18 protein-coding genes are annotated in these 21,422 nt (G+C 51.2%); 16 read left to right on the forward strand and 2 right to left on the reverse strand.

Going from position 1 to position 21,422, the window contains the following annotated elements:
* Nucleotides 1–195: 195 nt before the first annotated feature.
* Together KNO70_RS05965 and KNO70_RS05970 are read left to right on the forward strand one after the other, a co-directional pair.
* Nucleotides 196–981: an SDR family NAD(P)-dependent oxidoreductase gene (locus tag KNO70_RS05965; RefSeq protein ID WP_251028270.1), complete on the forward strand. Its 786-nt coding sequence runs from the start codon at nucleotides 196–198 to the stop codon at nucleotides 979–981.
* A complete protein-coding gene (locus tag KNO70_RS05970; RefSeq protein WP_214811494.1) occupies nucleotides 974–2,545 on the forward strand; it encodes an AMP-binding protein in 1,572 nt (523 codons plus the stop codon). The genes KNO70_RS05965 and KNO70_RS05970 overlap by 8 nt, the downstream gene beginning before the upstream one ends.
* Before the next feature lie 401 nt (nucleotides 2,546–2,946).
* Here the strand turns inward: KNO70_RS05970 and KNO70_RS05975 are convergent, their stop codons facing one another.
* Entirely contained in the window at nucleotides 2,947–3,573 is a 627-nt protein-coding gene (locus tag KNO70_RS05975) for a YesL family protein (RefSeq protein ID WP_214811497.1), read from the reverse strand.
* 27 nt (nucleotides 3,574–3,600) lie between these two features.
* Nucleotides 3,601–4,725 carry a GntR family transcriptional regulator gene (locus KNO70_RS05980; protein ID WP_214757318.1) on the reverse strand — a complete coding sequence of 375 codons (1,125 nt, stop codon included), beginning with the start codon at nucleotides 4,723–4,725 and terminating at the stop codon, nucleotides 3,601–3,603.
* A 367-nt stretch (nucleotides 4,726–5,092) separates the two neighbouring features.
* Here KNO70_RS05980 and KNO70_RS05985 point away from each other — a divergent pair, with 367 nt between their 5' ends.
* The 14 genes from KNO70_RS05985 (at nucleotide 5,093) to KNO70_RS06050 (ending at nucleotide 21,190) form a co-directional block, all read left to right on the forward strand.
* Nucleotides 5,093–6,442: an ABC transporter substrate-binding protein gene (locus tag KNO70_RS05985; protein ID WP_031423570.1), complete on the forward strand. Its 1,350-nt coding sequence runs from the start codon at nucleotides 5,093–5,095 to the stop codon at nucleotides 6,440–6,442.
* Between the two features lie 68 nt (nucleotides 6,443–6,510).
* The gene (locus tag KNO70_RS05990; protein WP_021066211.1) at nucleotides 6,511–7,407 is read left to right on the forward strand and encodes a carbohydrate ABC transporter permease; all 897 of its coding nucleotides are present in this window, start codon (nucleotides 6,511–6,513) and stop codon (nucleotides 7,405–7,407) included.
* Between the two features lie 72 nt (nucleotides 7,408–7,479).
* Entirely contained in the window at nucleotides 7,480–8,322 is an 843-nt protein-coding gene (locus KNO70_RS05995; protein WP_031200025.1) for a carbohydrate ABC transporter permease, read from the forward strand.
* Nucleotides 8,323–8,390: 68 nt separating this feature from the next.
* Nucleotides 8,391–9,791 carry an arabinan endo-1,5-alpha-L-arabinosidase gene (locus KNO70_RS06000; RefSeq protein ID WP_214757316.1) on the forward strand — a complete coding sequence of 467 codons (1,401 nt, stop codon included), beginning with the start codon at nucleotides 8,391–8,393 and terminating at the stop codon, nucleotides 9,789–9,791.
* A 16-nt stretch (nucleotides 9,792–9,807) separates the two neighbouring features.
* Complete coding sequence (locus KNO70_RS06005) at nucleotides 9,808–11,118, forward strand: arabinan endo-1,5-alpha-L-arabinosidase (protein ID WP_214811500.1); 1,311 nt, start codon at nucleotides 9,808–9,810, stop codon at nucleotides 11,116–11,118.
* Between the two features lie 280 nt (nucleotides 11,119–11,398).
* Nucleotides 11,399–13,096 (forward strand): ribulokinase, encoded by a 1,698-nt coding sequence (gene araB, locus KNO70_RS06010; protein WP_214684154.1) that lies wholly within the window; start codon nucleotides 11,399–11,401, stop codon nucleotides 13,094–13,096.
* A complete protein-coding gene (gene araD, locus KNO70_RS06015; RefSeq protein ID WP_031423581.1) occupies nucleotides 13,090–13,788 on the forward strand; it encodes an L-ribulose-5-phosphate 4-epimerase in 699 nt (232 codons plus the stop codon). The genes araB and araD overlap by 7 nt, the downstream gene beginning before the upstream one ends.
* Before the next feature lie 34 nt (nucleotides 13,789–13,822).
* Nucleotides 13,823–15,310: an L-arabinose isomerase gene (gene araA / locus KNO70_RS06020; protein ID WP_214684155.1), complete on the forward strand. Its 1,488-nt coding sequence runs from the start codon at nucleotides 13,823–13,825 to the stop codon at nucleotides 15,308–15,310.
* A 44-nt stretch (nucleotides 15,311–15,354) separates the two neighbouring features.
* Entirely contained in the window at nucleotides 15,355–16,878 is a 1,524-nt protein-coding gene (locus KNO70_RS06025) for an alpha-N-arabinofuranosidase (protein WP_214684156.1), read from the forward strand.
* A gap of 1 nt (nucleotide 16,879) precedes the next feature.
* Nucleotides 16,880–17,119, forward strand: coding sequence for a DUF6171 family protein (locus KNO70_RS06030; RefSeq protein WP_143404767.1), 240 nt, complete (start codon nucleotides 16,880–16,882; stop codon nucleotides 17,117–17,119).
* A 15-nt stretch (nucleotides 17,120–17,134) separates the two neighbouring features.
* Nucleotides 17,135–18,139, forward strand: a complete 1,005-nt coding sequence (locus KNO70_RS06035; RefSeq protein ID WP_214684157.1) for an aldose epimerase family protein — start codon at nucleotides 17,135–17,137, stop codon at nucleotides 18,137–18,139.
* Nucleotides 18,136–19,305: a sn-glycerol-1-phosphate dehydrogenase gene (locus tag KNO70_RS06040; RefSeq protein WP_214684159.1), complete on the forward strand. Its 1,170-nt coding sequence runs from the start codon at nucleotides 18,136–18,138 to the stop codon at nucleotides 19,303–19,305. The genes KNO70_RS06035 and KNO70_RS06040 overlap by 4 nt, the downstream gene beginning before the upstream one ends.
* Nucleotides 19,302–20,249, forward strand: a complete 948-nt coding sequence (locus KNO70_RS06045) for a glycoside hydrolase family 43 protein (RefSeq protein ID WP_214684161.1) — start codon at nucleotides 19,302–19,304, stop codon at nucleotides 20,247–20,249. Before KNO70_RS06040 ends, KNO70_RS06045 begins: the two co-directional genes overlap by 4 nt.
* Nucleotides 20,246–21,190 (forward strand): glycoside hydrolase family 43 protein, encoded by a 945-nt coding sequence (locus KNO70_RS06050; RefSeq protein WP_214684162.1) that lies wholly within the window; start codon nucleotides 20,246–20,248, stop codon nucleotides 21,188–21,190. The genes KNO70_RS06045 and KNO70_RS06050 overlap by 4 nt, the downstream gene beginning before the upstream one ends.
* The last annotated feature ends 232 nt before the right edge of the window (nucleotides 21,191–21,422 follow it).

Raw genomic sequence — 21,422 nt, forward strand, 5'->3', positions numbered from 1 at the left:
AAATTGTTACATATCATTTGGCATTACATGTATACAAGAGCAGTAATTTTACTTCTAAACATACAGATTTATTTAGTTCGTGATCGTTCTATTGTAAAAATCAAAAAAGGTGCTGTCTATATGTATGACTACACGTTACTAGAGAGACTCCTATTCCGATTTCCTTCCTTCGATCATCAGAAAATGAAGTCAGCGTTGGATCGGAAAACGGTATTGATTACTGGAGCGAGCTCAGGAATCGGGCAGGCGTTCGCTTTTTTACTAGCGGATACAACCGCGCATCTGATTCTCGTTGCCCGTAGAGAATCAGACATGAACGCCATGAAGTCTGAAATCGAAAAGGGGTCAGCCACGGTGACCGTGTTCCCGGCAGATCTTCGAATTGAAGAGGAACGGAATGGTTTGCTGGCGTATCTCCATCAACTACCGGACGGATTGGATGTTCTCGTCAGCAATGCTGGAATCTCCATCAATCGTCCCATCACTGAGTCACTCGATCGATACCATGACTTCACACGGACGATGGCAATCAATTATTTTGCTCCCGTACAATTGATTTTGTCGCTCATTCCGGTGCTCGAAAAGAAGAACGGGCAGATCGTCAATGTGTCGACCATCAATGTGTTACTTCATCCTTTTCCTCACTGGGCAGCCTATCAGGCATCAAAAGCCGCGTTCGATACGTGGTTTCGCTCCGCGGGTCCGGAACTCACAATCAAAAATATATCCACGACGACTCTATATCTACCGCTAGTAAAAACTCCGATGATCAAACCGACGCTGGCTTATCAGCATTCACCTGCCATGTCACCGGTACATGTGGCAGAATTAATCGGACATGCCTTGTATACGAAAGGAACAGTATATAAGCCGTGGTGGTTGTTCCTCGGTCAAGTAGCATCACTTGTTTTCAGAAGACCGATAGACTGGATGGTCCCTGCATTCCTTAAGAGAAAGGAGCGTGACAATAAGAATGGTTAAGTTATTGAAAGTCTTGTCGCAGCTCCAGTTTCTATCACCATCGAATCTAGGCCGTCTGTTCGTCGCAATCCGTCAAAATGGAATCAACTTGATGCTTCTTTTTACATTGACTGAAAGAGCAGGGAGTCAAAAAACGGCTTTAGTGGATAGCCGAGAAACAGTGACGTATCTAGAGCTAAAGTCACGCTGTGAACACCTCGCTTATCATTTCGCTAATCAGTATGGGGTTAAAAAGGGACAAAAAGTTGCGTTTCTCTGTCACAACCACTCGTCTTTCGTACAAGGGATGTTTGCGGCTTCACGACTCGGTGCAGACATCTACATGCTTCATTCATCGATGAGTCAACTGCAGTTCAACCGACTCGTAGAAGAACAGCCATTCGATCTTTTGATTTACGATGATGAGTTTGAAAACTTAATTGAAAACTCGTCTTACGAACGTTCGACATTTGTCAGCTATCATGAGGAAAAGGTATCAATCAATAGTCTATCGGATTCGAAGCGACATAAAAAAGGAAAGCTTCCGGCCGCCTCGAGCGGGAAGATTGTGCTATTGACCGGCGGTACTACCGGAAAACCGAAACAAGTGACTCATAAACCATCCCTCTTTCACTTTCTGGCTCCATTCGCAGCTCTAATGAACCGATTGCAGTTGCCGTCATTCAATACTGCTTATATTGCCACCCCGATTTACCATGGCTACGGCATCGCCATCCTTTTATCTTTTCTCGCGTTAGGGAAACAGGTCGTCATTCAGGAGAATTTTGATGTGCAGAGAGCCTGTGACCTCATTCGGCGACACAAGGTAGAAGTGGTCACGGTCGTCCCGCTCATGATCCATAAAATGTTACGACACGATCCAACATCACTTCATTCTCTCGCTTGTATTGCTTCCGGTGGTGCGAAGCTTCATCCCGTTTTAGTCCGTGAAGTTCATAACGAGTTAGGGAACGTCTTATACAATCTATATGGAACATCGGAAGCGGGCTTGAATCTGATCGCCACACCAGAAGATTTACAGTATGATGCGAACACGCTCGGGAGAAGGATTCCGGGAGGGGACTTACAGGTAGTGAAAGATGGAGCGAAAGTCGAGCCGGGCACCATCGGGGAATTTTGCATACGAAATAAGTGGTCCATGCAAAGCAGGAAGAACCGCTGGATTCAAACGGGTGATGTCGGATACCGGGATGAGAACGGCTATTATTTTTTGTGTGGACGAACAGACAACTTGATCATCTCGGCAGGAAACAATATTTATCCTGGGGAAGTCGAGACGGTTTTGCGCGACCATCCGAATGTCGAGGACGCCGCCGTCGTCGGGATAGAGGATGTGTACGCCGGTCACATCTTGAAAGCATACGTACAGTTATATGATGAAAAATTGACAGAAGAAGAACTGGTGAGCTGGTTGCGCGAACGACTGACAACTTATCAGCTTCCACGAGAAATCGTGTTTGTGAAGGAGTTGCCTTACACAGCGGTTGGAAAATTGGATAGGAAACGACTTGAGGTGATCAAGTATGTTGAAGTGTGGAACTATAAGTGGCATATAAAGGAATGAAGAGACATACATAGTTTATTAGGGAGCACATTTTTCTAAAGCCTACTTATGAATACGAAGGGTTGCTTGTTGTAGTCTAATGAAATCAGCTTCTTTCAGTAATGAAGGACTGAACTATGTTTTCGAAAAGACTAAAGTGTCTCTTCGTTCTGATTCATTGTCATAATGCAAAATATAATGTAAGTCACCAAAAACTGGAGTATCCTCAATAAAGTCATTAACGGAAAAGCCCAATTGCTTTGCCTCCTCACTAACTAAGAACTGTATTATTCATTTTGAATAGAACTTAAACAACCTAAAGAAGTGACTTGGTCATATTTATTGAAATTGACAGATGAGTAAACCATTCTTCTTAGATTCAAATAAAAAACCATCTACTTTGTTAAAGTAGATGGAAAAATTCAATAATACGTGGAGTCGATATCGATATGATTGTTCGTTATAGTACGATTTAATTGGTGGAGATATAGTTTCGTTTTTAGAAAAACGATGAACGAAAATCCGAACAACAAATAGAGCGGAGAGCGATACGCGAGCATACCGAGTGCTGTGAATAACAAGAGCGCGAGCACGACAATATAGCCGTATCGCATGATGCTGAATAACGCCAACTTCAAGGCATCCATCGTCTTCATCTCGTAGTGCGTCAAAATCGGAAACAGGAATAACGATAGGGAGGTGAAGACAAATCCGATCACGAACAGACCGGTGAAGAGAATCGTTTGCCCGGTATCGATTTGCCGAATGAGCAAAAAGTCGATCAACAAGACGAATACAAACAAGGTCCAAGCTATACCGAGCTTATAATGACGGCGCACTCCTTCATTAAAGAAACGGAAGTAGGCGCGGAACACGCTGTAATCTTGGTTGACCGACCATTGCCGTGTGACGGCATGTAAAGCGTACAAGGCCGGGAACAACGTGATGACAGGCAGAATGGTCAGGAAGAAGACCACGTTCAGTTGTACCAGGCTGGTGACAAATTCGAGCGCTTGGAATAGCTTGTTATGTTCATGTTTTAAATTCATGAGGACCTCCAAGAAGTTAGCAGTGAATCAGCCTAATTTAGATTCGAGACGATTATAGGGTGCGGTCGAGTTGCGGACGATCAATTCAGGTTCATACGTATGTGACGGTGGCGTATCCTTTTTCTCGACGGCTGCGATGATCCACTCGGCTGCGGCACGACCCAATTCTTGCTTCGGGTGGATGATCGAAGTCAGTTTCACCTCTGTCGCGACGGCAAGCACCGAGTCGTCATATCCGACGAGTGAGACGTCTTGCGGGACAGAGAGGCGTAGATTTCTCAACTGGTCCAACACGTTAAGGGCGAGTTGGTCGTTATAACAGACGATCGCACTCGGCCGTTCGTCCGCGTTCTCAAAAACTTGATGAATCACGTCATAAAAAGAAGGCACAAGTTCTTCTGTCGTATACGTTATAATTAATTCTGGCTCTAAGGGAAGATTGTATTCCCGGAACGCGCGTATAAAGCCGCGCATCCGATGGACCCCTTGAAGGTCATCTGTTTTGAAGAGTCCCATGATGCGCTCATGTCCAAGTTTGATGAGATGTTCGGCAGCCAAGAACCCACCTTTCTCGTCATCCATGATCAAATAAGGAGGCGTCAACTGCGAATAGTATTGGTTAATCATCAAATACGGCGTATGCTGTTGTTCGAGTTCTAAATAATATTTGATGTTTGGATTGTAGCTACTGCTCTTCGTCGGCTCGACGATCAACCCATCAATTTGACGATCTAACATCATCTCGAGGCATTGCCGTTCTTTCTCGACGTTGTTATCCGTGCAAGATAAGGTCAACGTGTATCCTTTTGAAGCCAAGTGAGATTCAATCCCCCGGATGATAGACGGGAAGATATAATCAGACATGTAGGTCGTGATGACACCGATGTTTTTACCGTTGCCTAAACGTTCAATCGCCTGGGGAGCCGAGGTCGGAAGGACCGGGGAGCAATACGTGCCCGAGCCTTGTTCACGGTAAAGATAACCTTCGTTCACTAGTTCTCCTACAGCTTGTCGAATCGTATGACGGCTCACTCCAAATGATTGGACCAATTCATTTTCAGAAGGAATTTTTTCACCTGGTCTTACCGTTCCATCTTTTATCCATTCAAGAATATGATCTTTAACCATATTGTACTTTGTGCGTTGTGCCATCTGGCGTCCCTGCTTTCTCTCGTGTACGTCGAACAACTCATACGTACAAGATATGATCTTACATATATATTAACAAACAAATGTCCTGTTTACTATGAATAAGCAAAAATAGCACCTGAATTTTCTATGAATATGTACGGATGAAATATAAAAATACATAAAAATCAAATTGACATGTCCGAACGTGTGTAATAGACTCAAATTGTACAGAAAACGCTTTCATTGCTAATTAAATTGGTTTCTTGGCTAGTGAATGTATAGTGTCGTGTGGGCTTCATTATACAGCTTGCTTTTTTATTTAATTCAACATGTACGTACATCTTCGTCATCTTTTGCACATGAATATATACTGATGGAGGAATTCACAATGAATCGTAAATCGAAAAAAATGTTTGCGTTAACGATGTCAGCCCTGATGACAACTTCTTTGGCGCTCGCCGGCTGTTCGGGAGACGAGGCAGGCGCTGACGGGAAAGTTGAATTGACATTTATGTTCCGTGGAAATCCAGAAGAGTTAAAAGCCTACCAAGCGACGGTGAAACGTTTTGAAGAAGCCAACAAAGACGTGAAAGTAACGATGGTCCAGACAGCCCCGGATCAGTACGATACAAAACTCAAATCGGCCATCGCAGGTCGCAAAATCCCAGACGTCTTCTTCTATAATCCTGCCCAAGTGAAAGCATACGTAAATTCGGGCGTGCTACTCGATATCACTGAAGCGGTTGAAACTTCAGAAGACGTCAAGTTGGACGACATTTGGGAGAAGGGTGTCGACAAATATCGTTTCGATGGGAAGACGCTCGGAGAAGGCGCGATTTACGGACTACCGAAAGACTTAGGTCCGTTCGCACTCGGCTACAACAAGACGATGTTCGAAGATGCGGGCATCCCGCTACCGGATAAAGACAAACCATATACATGGGATGAGTTCGTGGACGTAGCCAAACAGTTGACGAAAGACACGAACGGTGACGGGAAGATGGATCAGTACGGCACTGGCTTCAACGTAAACTGGGCCCTTCAACCGTTCGTCTGGAGTAATGGAGCGGACTGGATCAATGAAGATGGTACGAAAGTGACAATCGATGATCCGAAGTTCATCGAAGCGTTGCAATTCTTCGTCGATCAACAGTTGAAACACGGGATCACACCGTCAATCGGCGAAACACAGACGCTCGACACGTACCAACGTTGGCTGAAAGGTCAGCTCGCCTTCTTCCCAGTCGGACCGTGGGATATGGCAGCATTTAAAGAACAGTTGAAATTCGAGTACGACTTACTTCCATGGCCAGCCGGTTCAACCGGTAAAGCGTCAGGATGGGTGGGGTCACTCGGGATCGGCGTCGGGGCGACGACGAAACATAAAGAAGAAGCGGCAGAGTTGGCGATGTACTTGTCTGCGGACCAAGAAGGGCAACAAGCGCTCGTAGACGCGCAAGTCCAATTGCCGAACAGTATGGAAATCGCAGACAACTGGGCAGCTGATACGTCAATCAAACCAGATAACAAACAAGAGTTCCTTGATTTAATCAACGATTATGGCCGCGGGTTCCCGGCTGAGAAAACATACACGGCAGAATGGTACGACGAGTTCTTCAAAAACATCCAGCCTGTCCTAGACGGTAAAACGTCGGTCGAAGACTATGTGAAGACGGCGCAGCCGAAGATGCAGAAATTGCTCGATGCGGCGATCGAACAAGAGAAACAGGCGAATTGATCAGAGAGTCGAAACGGGGTGGCGATGTTCGCCACCTGCGTCTCTGACGTTGAAAGGATGGAAGGATAATGAAGACAAAATCGATTTCCAAGTTATATCGAACTGAACAGCGGTACGCCTACCTGTTCGTTGCGGCACCGGTCATTGGGTTCTTCCTCTTCGCGTTCGTACCGTTGATGTATTCTGTTTACGGCGCTTTCACGAATTGGAACGGCCTCGGTCAAATGAAATTTATCGGGTTTGAGAACTTCGTTAACTTGTTCCAAGATGAATATTTTTATAAATCAATGTACAACACGCTCTTTATGATGATTGGGATCCCAATCGGAATCGTTCTCGCGCTTCTGCTTGCCCTCGCGTTGAATCGAAAGATTTTTGGGACGGACACGTTCCGCGTGATTTACTACATTCCCGTCATCTCGTCGATTGCCGCCGTCTCGATTTTGTGGCAATGGGCGTATAACGGGGACTACGGATTGGTCAACCAATTCCTGGCTTTGATCGGGATCGACGGGCCGAACTGGCTCCAAAACACCGATACCGTCAAACCCGCGCTCATCCTCATGGCGATTTGGAAAGGGCTCGGCTACACGATGCTCCTTTACTTGGCGGCGCTCCAAAGTGTCCCGAAATCATTTTATGAGGCAGCGAAACTCGATGGAGCCAACGCGTGGCAAAGCTTTTGGCATATCACGCTCCCGATGGTCAAACCGGTCACGTTCTTCATCATCGTGACGAACATCATCGGAGGAGCGCAAATCTTCACGGAAATCAACGTCATGACACCAACCGGGGGTCCTGAGTACTCGTCTGCCTCTGCGGTCTTCTACATTTGGCAAAAATCGTTCGGGAACTTCCAACTCGGTTACGCTTCGGCGATGGCGCTCGTCCTCGGGCTCTTCATTTTCATCGTCACGTTGCTCCAATTCCGGATGAATGAAAAATCATCGTTCGATCTTGATTGAGCGATTCGTGTATAGGAAAGGAGAATGACCATGCAATTAGCTCTCTCACGGAAAAAAGAGAACGTGGAAACGATGTCGGTGAAGAAGAAGGACCGAATCACGGATTTCTTCATCTTTATCTTCCTGTCCATCGGAGCGGTCGTCATGATCGCGCCGCTGCTCTGGATGGTATCGACGTCGCTAAAATCAAAAGAGGATGTGTTCGCGCTCCCTCCGGTATGGATCCCGACCGATATTTCGTTTAGCAAGTACACGGAAATTTGGAGCATGGGCCCGCTGTTGTCCGGGATATCGAACAGTTTGATCGTCGCGTTATCCGTCACAATCGTCGGAACGTTCACGTCGAGCTTGGCGGCGTTCGCCTTCGCGAAGTTGAACTTCAGAGGCAAGAATAAAATCTTCCTGCTCTTGTTCGCTTCTGTCATGATCCCTTACCCGGTGCTCATGATTCCCCAGTTCATGATGTTCTCGAGCATCGGCTGGGTGGATACGCTGTTACCGTTGATCGTGCCTGGACTGTTCGGGAATATTTTCATGATTTTCTTCTTGCGCCAATTTTTGAACAGCATCCCGAACTCGATTATCGAGGCGGCCAAGATTGATGGCTGCTCGTACTTCCAAATCTTCTATAAGATTATCTTCCCATTGATCAAGCCGGCCGTGGCCGCGCAATTGATTCTTTGGTTCATGGCAATCTGGAACGACTACCTCGGGCCGATTCTGTATTTGAACTCGCCGGAGAAACAGACGCTTCAACTTGTCATCGCGAACTTTAACGCATCTTATGCAATTCAAAGTGATTATCCGTTAATCATGGCCGCGTCCGTCGTGGCGTTACTCCCGATGTTAATCGTCTTCATGATCTTCCAAAAACAGATCATCGAGTCGATTGCGATTTCTGGTGTGAAGGGCTGAGGTGTGACAAGACAGAGGCACCCGTCTTTTTTAGGCGGGTGCCTTTTTGATGGAGGAAGGAGATTGACATGAAAAAAATAATGGTCTGGATGGCGTTGCTCATTGTCGCGGTCGGAGGTGTTTTCTTCTGGCAGACGACGAGTGCGTCAATCGATGAGTCGGTACTCCCGAAAGCGCCGTTTGATCAAAAGGTGGAAGATGTGACGCCAGACGTGCTCAACAAAGAGAGCGAGTGGACGACGAACTTTACGCATGACGGGGCAATCTTTAAAGATGGTGACACGTACTACGTTTTCTCGACGGATTACATGGTGGGTGGTCCTCCGACGCCCGGTATTCAAATTCGTAAATCGACCGATCTCATTCACTGGGAGTTCGTCGGCCGTGTGTTCGATCAAGTGTCTGAAGAGGCGTTCGCTTGGGCCGGTGGGAATACGTTCTGGGCCCCGGCGATCACAAAAATCGGAGATCGGTTCCACTTGTACTATTCCGTATCAGGGGTCGGGAGCCGCACGTCGTACATCGGGCTAGCGACCGCGTCAACGATCGAAGGGCCTTGGGAAGACGAGGGCGCCGTCGTGACGTCGAAAGACGGGGACGGGGGTGTCGCCAATGCGATTGACCCTCATGTGACGCAAGATGCGTCAGGCAAATGGTGGATGGCGTATGGGTCGTACTTTGGTGGGATCTTTTTGACGGAGATTGATCCAGGCACTGGGAAGCGAGTGGACGAATCGTCAGAGGGAACGTTGCTCGCCAAACGGAAAGACATGTCGATGGGCATCGAAGGACCGGAAATCTTGTATAACGATGAGACAGGTTATTACTACTTGATGGTGTCGTATGGTTGGTTAGAAGATACGTACAACGTCCGGATCGGTCGCTCGAAGTCAATCGCGGGACCGTACGTCGACTCGCGTGGTCGCGACTTACGGGACGAATCGGATGAGTCATTTGATACGGGCGTGAAAATCGTGGGTTCGTATCGTTTCGAAGGAGATGACGGATACGTCGGGACCGGGCATTCGGCATTTTTACAAGACGGGACTGACACATTCGTGTTGCATCAGGCGCGACCGAGTGAAGACATCTATTGGTCACAGTTGCACGTCCGAAAAGTGTATTGGACGAAAGACGGTTGGCCGGTCGTCTCGCCCGAGCGCTATGCAGGTGAAGGAGACGTCGAGGTCGACGACGCCCATCTGGTCGGGGACTGGGACGTCATCACGTTCCCGCGATTCGACGATGGACAGCAAGCCTCGAGCACGTTGACGTTGGAACGAGGCGGGAAGCTCGAAAACGGGGACGGGTCTTGGCGATTGAACGGCTCGGTCCTCGAGGTCGAAGTCGGACAAGAGACGTATGAGACGCAAGTCGGTGCGGCTTGGGATTGGGAGAATTGGCAACCGACGATCATCTTCACAGGTCTGAGCGAGGACGGCACCGCCGTATGGGGCAAAAAACGATAAAAGGAGAAACGGAAACATGCAAAAAATGAACGGTCCGAAACGAGAAGAACGTTATCTGCTAGAGCGATTGACGAACGAAACGATGTGGGGCACGCACAACGCCCACGATCCCGCCTCGATCAAAGTCGGGGACTGGTATTACGTGTTCTCGACGGATGCAGCCCACGGGCATCAAATCAACGGGGGGATTCAAGTGCGCCGCTCAAAGGATTTGATCCATTGGGAATACGTCGGCTTGGCGTTTGAAGAACTTCCGCACGAGGCTGTGGAATGGACGGGGGCGCCGGGGCTTTGGGCACCGGAAGTTGTGTTCATGGGTGGTCGTTACGTCATGTACTATGCGGCTTCACAGTTCGGGCAGACGCAGTCCTATATCGGTGTCGCCAGTGCGGAAACGATAGACGGACCGTGGCAGGATCACGGGCTCGTCGTGAAGAGCGAGGCTGGGACGTCAGGACCGAACGCGATCGATCCGAATATTACGTTCGATGCGCATGGAGAACCTTGGCTCGTCTACGGTAGCTTCTTCGGTGGGCTGTACGTGTTCCCGATCGATCCGGAGACCGGGAAGAAACGTCCGGGGAGTGAGGAGACGTTGATTGCGAAACGTCACCAAAGCGTTGAAGGGGCAATCGAGGGACCGTATATCGTCTATCGGGAGGCGGATCGCCATTATTACTTGTTCGTCTCGTACGACTCCCTATTCAAGGACTATCACATCCGTGTGGCCCGCTCGACTTCGATCACCGGACCGTACGTCGATTTTGATGGGAACGTCATGACCGACCTCGAAATCGACTCCCAACAAGTCGGCATGAAGATTTTAGGGGGCTATCGGTTCGGGGCTGGGGAAGGTTGGGTCGGTCCCGGTCATAACTCCGTCTTGCATGACGGGGACAAGGATTATCTCGTCCATCACGTCAGAGGTGAGCAGGACCCGCACTGGCACGAACTGCATATCCGCAAAATTATCTGGACGGAATCGGGCTGGCCGCTCGTATCTCCGCAACGATATGCCGGGGAAGAAGAACGGCCCATCGAGATGGAGGAACTCGTCGGGGAGTGGGAGTGGATCTACATGGACCGGACGAAACATGACGTCCTGCCTTCAAGTAAGATTCAACTTCTAGCGGACGGGACTTTCGTGACAGAGTATGGCGAACGAGGCCGTTATGAGAAGCTGACGGATACGACCATCAAACTCTACAGTCCTGAAAGGATCACTTGGCATATGTTACCGGGCTGGGACTGGGAGAATTGGCGAGAGACGCTCGTGTTCGGGGGATTGTCTGACCGAGGGCACGTTTTTATCGGCAAACGACTGTAAATATCCGTACAACTTATCGCAGTCTCTTTAAAGATGAATGTCACAGTTTTTTCAGAACTGACGCAAAAATGTTCAGATAAAATGTTGAAAACAGTTGATTAATTTAAAATAGTTGATACAATCAAGGTATAAGTTATACGTACAACTTGATTGTATATTTTTGTTTTCTGTACGAATCAGACATGTTATTTGAATAGTTGTACGGATGAAAATACAAGAGTGCCCACACACTTTATTTTTTTCATCCTATATGTAAGCGCATTCTTTTGGAGGTAGGGTGATGAATATGGCCAACTATACAATCGGCGTCGACTACGGGACGCAATCAGGACGTGCGGTCCTCGTCGACGTAGCGACAGGTCGAGAAGTGGCGACCGCGGTCAAACCGTACACACATGGCGTCATGGATGAATATTTACCGGACGGAGTGACCCGTCTCGAGCATGATTGGGCACTCCAACATCCGCAAGACTATTTAGAAGTATTAGAACTTACGATCCCGGCCGTCGTGAAAGAGGCGGGGATCATGCCGGACCAAGTTGTTGGACTCGGCATCGATTTCACAGCCTGCACGATCTTACCGATTGACGAACACTTGAACCCGCTTTGTTTCCATGAGGAGCATCAACAAAACCCGCACAGCTACGTGAAGCTTTGGAAGCACCACGCCGCGCAAGACGAGGCGGACGAGTTGAACCGCATCGCAGCGGAGCGGGGCGAAGACTTCTTGAAACGCTATGGCGGGAAAATCTCATCGGAGTGGATGATCCCGAAAGTGTGGCAAATCCTGAACGAAGCACCAGCGATCTATGAAGCGGCGGACCAGATTCTAGAAGCGACGGATTGGGTCGTCTCCCAGATGACAGGTCGCGTCGTTCGGAACAGTTGCACAGCTGGATATAAAGCCATTTGGCATAAACAAGACGGCTACCCGTCAAACGAGTTCTTTAAAGCGCTCGATCCGCGGCTAGAGAACGTTGTCGAAGAGAAACTAACGCGCGACATCGCACCAATCGGGTCCAAGGCGGGTGAACTGACAGAGGCGTTCGCCGCGCGAATCGGACTCCTTCCAGGCACGGCCGTCGCGGTCGCGAACGTCGACGCCCACGTGGCGGTACCGGCTGTCGGAATCGCCGAACCGGGCAAGATGCTGATGGTCATGGGCACATCGACGTGCCATATCCTACTCGGTAAAGACGAACAAGTCGTCCCAGGCATGTGCGGTGTCGTCGAAGACGGTGTCATCCCAGGATTGATGGGCTATGAAGCTGGCCAATCGTGTGTCGGGGACCATTTTGAATGGTTCACCGAGACGTGTGTCCCAGGACATTACGTCGAAGAGGCCGCCTTGAAAGGTATCGGCATCCATCAGTTGTTGACGGAGAAAGCAGCCCGTCAACGTGTCGGGGAGAGCGGTCTCATCGCCCTCGACTGGTGGAACGGGAACCGATCGACGCTCGTCGATACGAATTTGACGGGTGCCCTACTCGGAGCGACATTGCTCACGAAACCAGAAGACATTTACCGGGCGTTGATTGAAGCGACGGCGTATGGGACACGGACGATTGTGGAAGCGTTCCGGAACAGCGGTGTTCCTGTGCATGAAGTATATGCAGCCGGCGGAATCGCCGAGAAGAACGCCCTCATGATGCAAATCTATGCGGACGTGTTGAACATGGAAATCAAAATCTCCGCCTCCTCGCAAACGCCTGCCCTCGGGTCGGCCATGTTCGGGGCGGTGGCGGCCGGTGCGGAGCGAGGCGGTTACGCCACGATCACGGAAGCGGCAGCGAAGATGGGCCGTGTCAAAGAAGAGACGTACAAGCCGATTCCGGAAAACGTCGCGACGTATGATGCTCTGTTCGCCGAATACACGAAACTATACGACTACTTCGGTCGCGGTGAAAACGATGTGATGAAACGCTTGAAAAAAATCAAAGCCGAAGCATCACGCGTGAAGGAGGAACCGGTATGGTAAGCCGTCATTTGAAGGAAGCCGTGCTCGAAGCGAACTTGGCCCTCCCGCAACACGGCTTGGTCACCTTCACATGGGGCAACGTCAGTGGCATCGACCGGAACGCCGGATTGGTCGTCATCAAGCCGAGCGGTGTCCCTTACGAACGATTGACCGTGGAAGACATGGTCGTCGTCGATTTGGAAGGTAACGTCGTCGAAGGCGAGCTTCGCCCCTCATCAGACACACCGACCCATCTCGCGCTCTATCGGTCTCTCCCTGAGATTGGCGGGGTCGTGCATACCCATTCGCCATGGGCGACGAGCTGGGCACAGGCGAAGCGGGCGATCCCGGCGTTCGGAACGACACACGCCGATTACTTTTATGGCGAGATTCCGTGCACTCGAGAATTGACAGACGAAGAGATCGCAACGGCGTATGAGCTCGAGACCGGCCACGTCATTTTAGAGACGCTTGACGAGTTAATGCTCGAAGCAGTCGCCGTACCGGGCGTGCTCGTGGCCAATCACGCACCGTTCTGCTGGGGCAAAGACGCGAATGAGGCGGTCCACAATGCGGTCGTCCTCGAGGAAGTCGCGAAGATGGGACTTCACGCCTTGAACTTGAACCCTGGCCTGACACCGATTAAACAGAGCATCTTAGATAAACACTATTTGCGAAAACATGGGGCGAACGCATACTACGGCCAAAAATGACCGGAACTTCGCCCTCACATTAGGGGGACTTTGGATGTTGACAGCAAAAACATATGAATTTTGGTTCGTGACAGGAAGCCAAATGCTTTACGGCGAAGACGTGCTTCGTCAAGTGGAGGATCATTCAAAAGAGATGGTGGCTGGACTTGATGCGGCCGACGTCTTCAGCGACCGGATCGTCTTCAAGGGAGTCGTCAAAAATGCAGAAGAGATCCGTCAGATGATGCTTCAGGCGAATGCGGACGACTCATGTGCGGGCGTGATCACCTGGATGCACACGTTTTCGCCATCGAAGATGTGGATCAGTGGCATGCGCGTCCTACAAAAACCGTTGCTCCATTTCGGTACACAGTTCAATCGCGACATCCCTTGGGATGCGATCGATATGGACTTCATGAACTTGAACCAATCGGCGCACGGCGACCGGGAACACGGATTTATCACGAGCCGGATGAACGTCAAACGCAAAGTGCTTGTCGGGCACTGGGAAGACGAGACGACACGCGGCAAGATGGCGAGCTGGATGAAAGTCGCTCATGCGTTGGCCGAAAGCAAAGTGTTAAAAGTGGCTCGTTTCGGTGACAACATGCGCAACGTCGCCGTGACGGAAGGCGATAAAGTCGAAGCGCAGATTCGCCTCGGTTGGACGGTGGACGGATATGGTGTCGGTGATCTTGTCGCATATATGGACGCCGTGACCGACACAGATCTCGATGCGCTGATGGACGAATACGCGTCTCGTTACGAACTGACGAATAAAGGGATGGCGGAAGAGGAGTTCCTTGATTCGGTCCGTTACCAAGGCCAGATTGAACTCGGTATGAAAGCCTTCCTCGAGGCAGGAGGATATACCGCCTTCACGACGACGTTTGAAGACTTGCACGGCATGAAGCAGTTACCGGGTCTCGCCGTCCAACGCTTGATGGAGCAAGGCTATGGCTTTGCCGGAGAAGGTGACTGGAAAACGGCAGCATTGGTCCGTCTCATGAAAATCATGTCGAACAACGAGCGGACCTCGTTCATGGAAGATTACACGTACCACTTCGAGCCGGGCAACGAGATGGTGCTCGGCGCTCACATGTTGGAGATTTGTCCGACGATTGCGGCCGATCAACCAAGAATCGAAGTCCATCCGCTCGGTATCGGCGACCGGGAAGCACCGGCCCGGATCGTCTTTGAAGGACAGAGCGGCAAGGCGTTGAACGCGAGTATCATCGATCTCGGCCATCGCTTCCGTCTCCTCGTCAACACGGTCGAAGGCATTCAGCCGGAAGAGGCGATGCCGAACTTGCCGGTCGCACGCGTTCTTTGGAAAACAGAACCTTCGATGGCGCAAGCGGTCGAAAACTGGATTCAAGCCGGTGGGGCGCACCACACCTGCTATTCGTATGAAGTGACGACCGACCAACTACGGGACTTCGCGGAAATGCTCGACGTTGAAATCGCTGTCATCGATGCCAAGACGGAGACGGTCCAATTTAACAACGAACTACGTTGGAATGAACTTTACTATCGACCATAATCTAAAGGGCCACTTCGTTGGCCCTTCTTCATGGAGGAGATACAATGAACAACCAACTCATCAAACCGACGCACGTGACGACAGGGACGACACAGCTCATCGTCAATGCCGACTTAACCAAAGGGACGATCAGCAAGCACATTTATGGTCATTTCGCCGAGCATTTAGGTCGTTGTATTTATGAAGGGCTCTGGGTCGGTCCTGAGTCGCCGATTCCAAACACGGATGGCATTCGCAACGACGTGCTCGCCGCCTTGAAGAAATTGAACATCCCGGTCCTCCGTTGGCCGGGCGGCTGTTTTGCCGACGAGTACCACTGGAAGGACGGGGTCGGTCCGAACGAGAACCGAAAACGGATGGTCAACACGCATTGGGGCGGGGTCGTCGAAAACAACCACTTCGGTACGCATGAATTCATGCGCCTCTGTGAGCTGCTCGAGTGTGAACCGTACATCTGTGGGAACGTCGGAAGCGGAACGGTGCAAGAAATGTCGGAATGGGTGGAGTACATGACGTTCGGTGGCGAGTCACCGATGTCGAACTGGCGACAAGAGAACGGCCGGACCGAGCCGTGGGAACTCACGTACTTTGGCGTCGGGAATGAGAACTGGGGCTGCGGCGGTAACATGCGCCCTGAATATTACGCGGACCTGTATCGCCGCTACCAGACGTACGTCCGCAACTACGACGGCAATAAACTCTATAAAATCGCCGGTGGGGCGAACATTGACGACTATAAATGGACAGAGGTCCTGATGCGGGAAGCAGGGACGATGATGGACGGGCTCAGCCTCCATTACTACACGATCCCAGGTGACTTCTGGTTGGGCAAAGGCTCGGCTCTCGATTTCACGGAGGACGAATGGTTCATCACGTTGAAGCGCGCCCTCCATATGGACGAGTTGATCACGAAACACGGCCAGATCATGGACCAGTATGACCCAGAAAAACGTGTCGGCTTGATCGTCGACGAGTGGGGCACGTGGTTCGATGTGGAGCCGGGGACGAACCCAGGTTTCTTGTATCAACAAAACTCGATTCGGGATGCACTCGTGGCTGCGGTCCACTTCAACATCTTCCATAACCATAACGACCGCGTTCATATGGCGAACATCGCTCAAATGGTCAACGTGTTGCAGGCGATGATTTTGACAGAAGGAGACCGATTCATCCTCACGCCGACATACCATGTGTTCGAGATGTACAGCGTCCACCAAGACGCCGAACGCGTCGAACTCGCCGCGCACACACGTAACTATGTGGCCAAAGATGAAGCCATCCCGGCCGTGAACGCCACCGCTTCGCGAAATGCGGAAGGTGTGCTCCACATCAGCCTCTGCCAACTCGACCACGAGCAAGGCGATACGGTCGAAATCGATTTACGGGGAATCGGCGCCATCTCTGTCGTGTCGGCCCGGATTTTAACGGCAGACCATTTGAACGCCCACAATACGTTCGAACAACCTGACCTCGTCTCACCACGGGACCATGACGTGACCGTCACGGAAGACGGCAAGCTCGTCCTCGACGTGCCAGCGATGAGCGTCATCACCATCGCGGTCCGCTGAGATGACAGTGGCGAAGACGCGGCGATGTCGGACCTGTCCACCGCAAACGACAGATCATGACTGGCTGTTGACCATCGATGCGGAAGTCATGGAGCAGGTGTCGGATACGGAATATGAGGCACGCCTCACCCATTGCGCGGCTTGCCCGTTCCAGCAACAAGATACTTGCTTGAAATGTGGGTGTTACGTCTCGTATCGGGCACGACTCGCGACGAAGCACTGCCCAGTGAACGTTTGGTAAAAAGGAGTGGATGTCATGAAGCGGCAACTAGAAACAGCGATTGACGAGTCGACAATTACGCTCGAGAACGATGTGTATCGATTGAACATATTGACTTACGGAGCGACGTTGCAAGAATTTTCGATTCAGGATGACGGCTGGAAAAATATCGTCTTGTCGTACGACACAGTCGAGGCGTACATGCAGGACACGTATTATTTGGGTGCGACGATCGGACGGGTCGCCGGACGGATCGACCAGAGTACGTTCGACCTGGATGGCGTGACGTATCACGTGCCTGCGAATGAAGGTGTCCATCACCTTCATGGCGGAAAAGGGTTGAACCGTCGCGTCTGGACGGTCGAACAGAGGACGTCCGACCGTGTGACGCTTCATTGCGTCAGTCCGGACGGAGAGAACGGATATCCCGGGACACTCGATGTCCGCGCCACGTTCGAACTGGCCGACCACGGCGTCACCATCACATACGAGGCGACCTCTGATCAAGATACGGTGTGTGATTTGACGAACCATACGTATTTCAACTTGAGCGGAGGTGAGCGGGACATCTTGAACCATGAGCTTACGTTGTCCGCCGACACGTTCGCTGAGCTGCGGGATGATTTGATTCCGACGGGTCGCTTGCTTGAAGTCGATCAGACAGCGTTTGATTTCCGGTCTGGTCGTGTCTTGGCGGACGGTCTCGAGTCAACCCATCCACAAAACGAATTGGTCAACGGCTATGACCATCCGTTCGTCTTCGCGGAGCGACGGGAAGCGAGACTATATGAGCGAGAGTCACAGCGAGAGTTGACGATCTCGACGACGGCCCCGGCCATCATCCTCTATTCTGGCAATCAGATGAACGAGACGACTTCATTGCGTGAAGGGACGTCGAGACGTCACTACGGCGTCTGTCTGGAACCGCAACACCTCCCTGATGCGTTTCACCACGAAACGTTCCCGTCGATTCGCTTGAAGGCGGGAGACACGTACCGTTGGCAAACGACGTACCGCGTCGAGACAGGAGTCAGCCGATGAACCTCGAACAGATTAACGAACACGTTCAAGCTTGTGATTGCGGGAACCCCCATCACGCGATCACGATTGAACGGATGGTCGCGTCCGAACACGTCTGGGTCGAATTGGCTGCGTTCGTCCACGAAAAAGAGTGGAACCGTCTCCTCGTCGTCGCCGACATGAATACCGAGCGCGTCGGGTTTCTCCCGCTACGAGAAGCCTTGATTGATATCGGAGTTGATGTGTCGCTCGTCTCGCTTCAAGCGGATGAGCAAGGCGACGTGTTGGCGGAGGAGCGCTCGGTCGTACAAGTATTGCTTCAACAAGATAAAACCGTCGACGCGCTCATTGCGCTAGGTGCCGGCACGATTCATGACGTCACCCGGTTCTGTGCGGCCAAAACGAAAGTACCGTTCATCTCGGTGCCGACCGCGCCGTCAGTGGACGGCTTCACGTCAAAAGGGGCGCCTCTCATTGTGAGAGGCAAGAAAATCACGTACCAGCTTGTTTCTCCGATTGCGGTGTTCGTCCCGAGTCAGGTGATTCGGAAGGCGCCGGACGCGTTGATCGCGGCCGGGGTCGGCGATATGCTCGGGAAATACACGTCTTTGTTGGACTGGCGGTTCGGAGCATTTGACGGCGGTGAACCGTTTTGTCCGGGCGCCGCATCACTGACGGAACAGGCGTTACAATCGTGTGTGGACGCCTTGCCTGCCATCTATAAACGAGACGCGGACGGATTGGATCAACTGATGGAGTCGTTACTATTGTCCGGAGTCGCCATGTTGATTTTCGGTCATTCGCATCCAGCTTCCGGGGGTGAGCATCACTTGTCCCACTATTGGGAGATGGACTTCATCGCCAACCATCGTCCGGCGGTCCTCCATGGAACGAAAGTCGCCATCGCCACGATGGAACTCATCGATTCCTATAAAACAATGATGCTTGAATGGTCCGACACGCCGGGCGCGCTACGGGCGTGGGCCGAGCAGATGCCGACGCGGCAAGAGTTCGAACACATCTTCCACGCGTTACAGGCACCGCTGCGGCCGGACGAGATCGGGGTCTCCTCGCTCCTGTTGGCGAGTAGCAAGAGAGAGGCGTACCGTTTGAGAGAACGACACACACTGTTAAAACATATGAGTTTGAACCGAACAGAATCTGAGATAGGGGAGCGTTCTTTATGAGAGAGACGATCACGAATCCGCTAGTGGAACAACGAGCGGACCCATGGATCATGCGCCATACAGATGGCTATTATTACTTCACGGCCTCGTTGCCGGACTTCACGGGCATCCCGCTCCGTCGGGCGAAGACGCTCGCGGCTTTGACCGAGGCGGAAGAACGAGTCGTCTGGACCAAACGTGAGACGGGCATCATGAGTGCGAACATCTGGGCCCCGGAATTACATCATATCCAAGGGAAATGGTACCTCTATTTCGCGGCCGCGCGAGAAGATCACGTCTTCGATCATCGGATGTATGTGCTCGAGAACAGCTCGGCGAATCCGCTCGAAGGGGAATGGGTCGAAAAAGGACAGGTCCGGACTTGGTGCGAATCGTTCGCGCTTGATGCGACGACGTTCGAGCACGAGGGGCGCCTTTATTATGTGTGGGCCCAAAAAGACCCGGCCATCGATGGTAACTCGAACCTCTACATCTCGGAGATGGAGAATCCGTGGACGCTCACAGGGCAACAGACGATGATTGCGACGCCGGAGTATGACTGGGAGAAGATTGGGTTCCTCGTGAACGAGGGCCCGGCCGTCTTGAAACGGAAAGGCCACATCTACATCACGTTCTCTGCGAGTGCGACGGACCATCACTACTGCATGGGCCTTCTGCGCGCTACGGTGACGAGCGATTTATTGGACGCGGCGAGTTGGACGAAGCATCCCGAACCGGTCTTTGGAACCGATGAAGCGGCGAGTCAGTATGGACCGGGCCACAACAGTTTTACGACATTAGAAGACGGGACAGACATACTCGTCTACCACGCCCGCAACTATAAAGAAATTGTCGGGGACCCGCTTTGGGACCCGAATCGACATACGCGTGTCCAACCGTTCATTTGGGATGAAGCCGGTCCTGTGTTCGGCCGACCGATACGTGACGAGGAGGTAGTAAGATGAACCAAGTAGAGGATCGACATTTGATTTTAGAACAGCGGGCCGACCCATGGGTCTACTTGCATACGGATGGCTATTACTACTTCACGGCGTCGGTGCCTGAGTATGACTTGATTGAGTTACGCCGCGCCAAGTCGCTTCAAGCGCTTCGGACGGCGGAGCCGGTGATCGCATGGGTCAAACACGAGACAGGCCCGATGAGCGACTTGATTTGGGCTCCTGAACTGCATTACATTCACGGCAAGTGGTACCTCTATTTTGCGGCCGCGAAGTCGCGGGGCATCGTCAACGGTCTGTTCGACCACCGCATGTTCGTATTGGAGAACGAATCGGCAAATCCGCTCGAAGGGGAATGGGCCGAAAAAGGCCAAATTCAGACCGAGTGGGATTCATTCGCACTCGATGCAACCGTGTTTGATCATAAAGGGACTCACTATTTGGTGTGGGCTCAAAAAGATCCGGCCATCGAGGGGAACTCTAATTTATACATCGCCGAACTCGAAAACCCATGGACGATCAAATTGCCGCAAGTCATGCTGACGAAGCCTGAGTATGACTGGGAGACACGTGGTTTCCTCGTCAATGAGGGGGCGGCTGTATTGAAGCGAAACGGCCACATCTTCATCACGTATTCGGCGAGTGCGACCGATGAGAATTACTGCATGGGTATGTTGTGCGCCTCGGAGGACGCTGATGTGTTAAACCCGGCATCGTGGTCGAAATCGTTCCGGCCGGTGTTCCAGACGAATGCCGACGTGAATCAATTCGGACCGGGTCACAATAGCTTTACCGTGAACGAGAAGGGAGAGGATGTCCTAATTTACCATGCTCGGACGTATACGGAAATCGAAGGGGATCCCCTCTACGATCCGAACCGTCATACACGCGCACAAGTGTTCACGTGGAATGAAGAAGGGCGCCCGGAATTCGGGAAGCCGCTCTAATCAGCAACAGATGCTCACACGTTATAGGCCCCTTCTTTGATGTTATTCGCTGAATCCACTCTAACCCTAAATCAATGCGTACATTGTGCATAGTCACCAAAAATTTATGGATAGTAGACTATCGTCGTATCGCTTTGTATTGATGGAGAGTGGTTAGTTGAAACCTATCTCAACATGAGGAAAGCACCTGGTCAAGAACCGGATGCTGTACGAAATCGAAGAAGTCGTGACA

It is taken from the genome of Exiguobacterium sp. s181 (assembly GCF_018617125.1).
In the GTDB taxonomy this organism is placed as follows: domain Bacteria; phylum Bacillota; class Bacilli; order Exiguobacteriales; family Exiguobacteriaceae; genus Exiguobacterium; species Exiguobacterium profundum.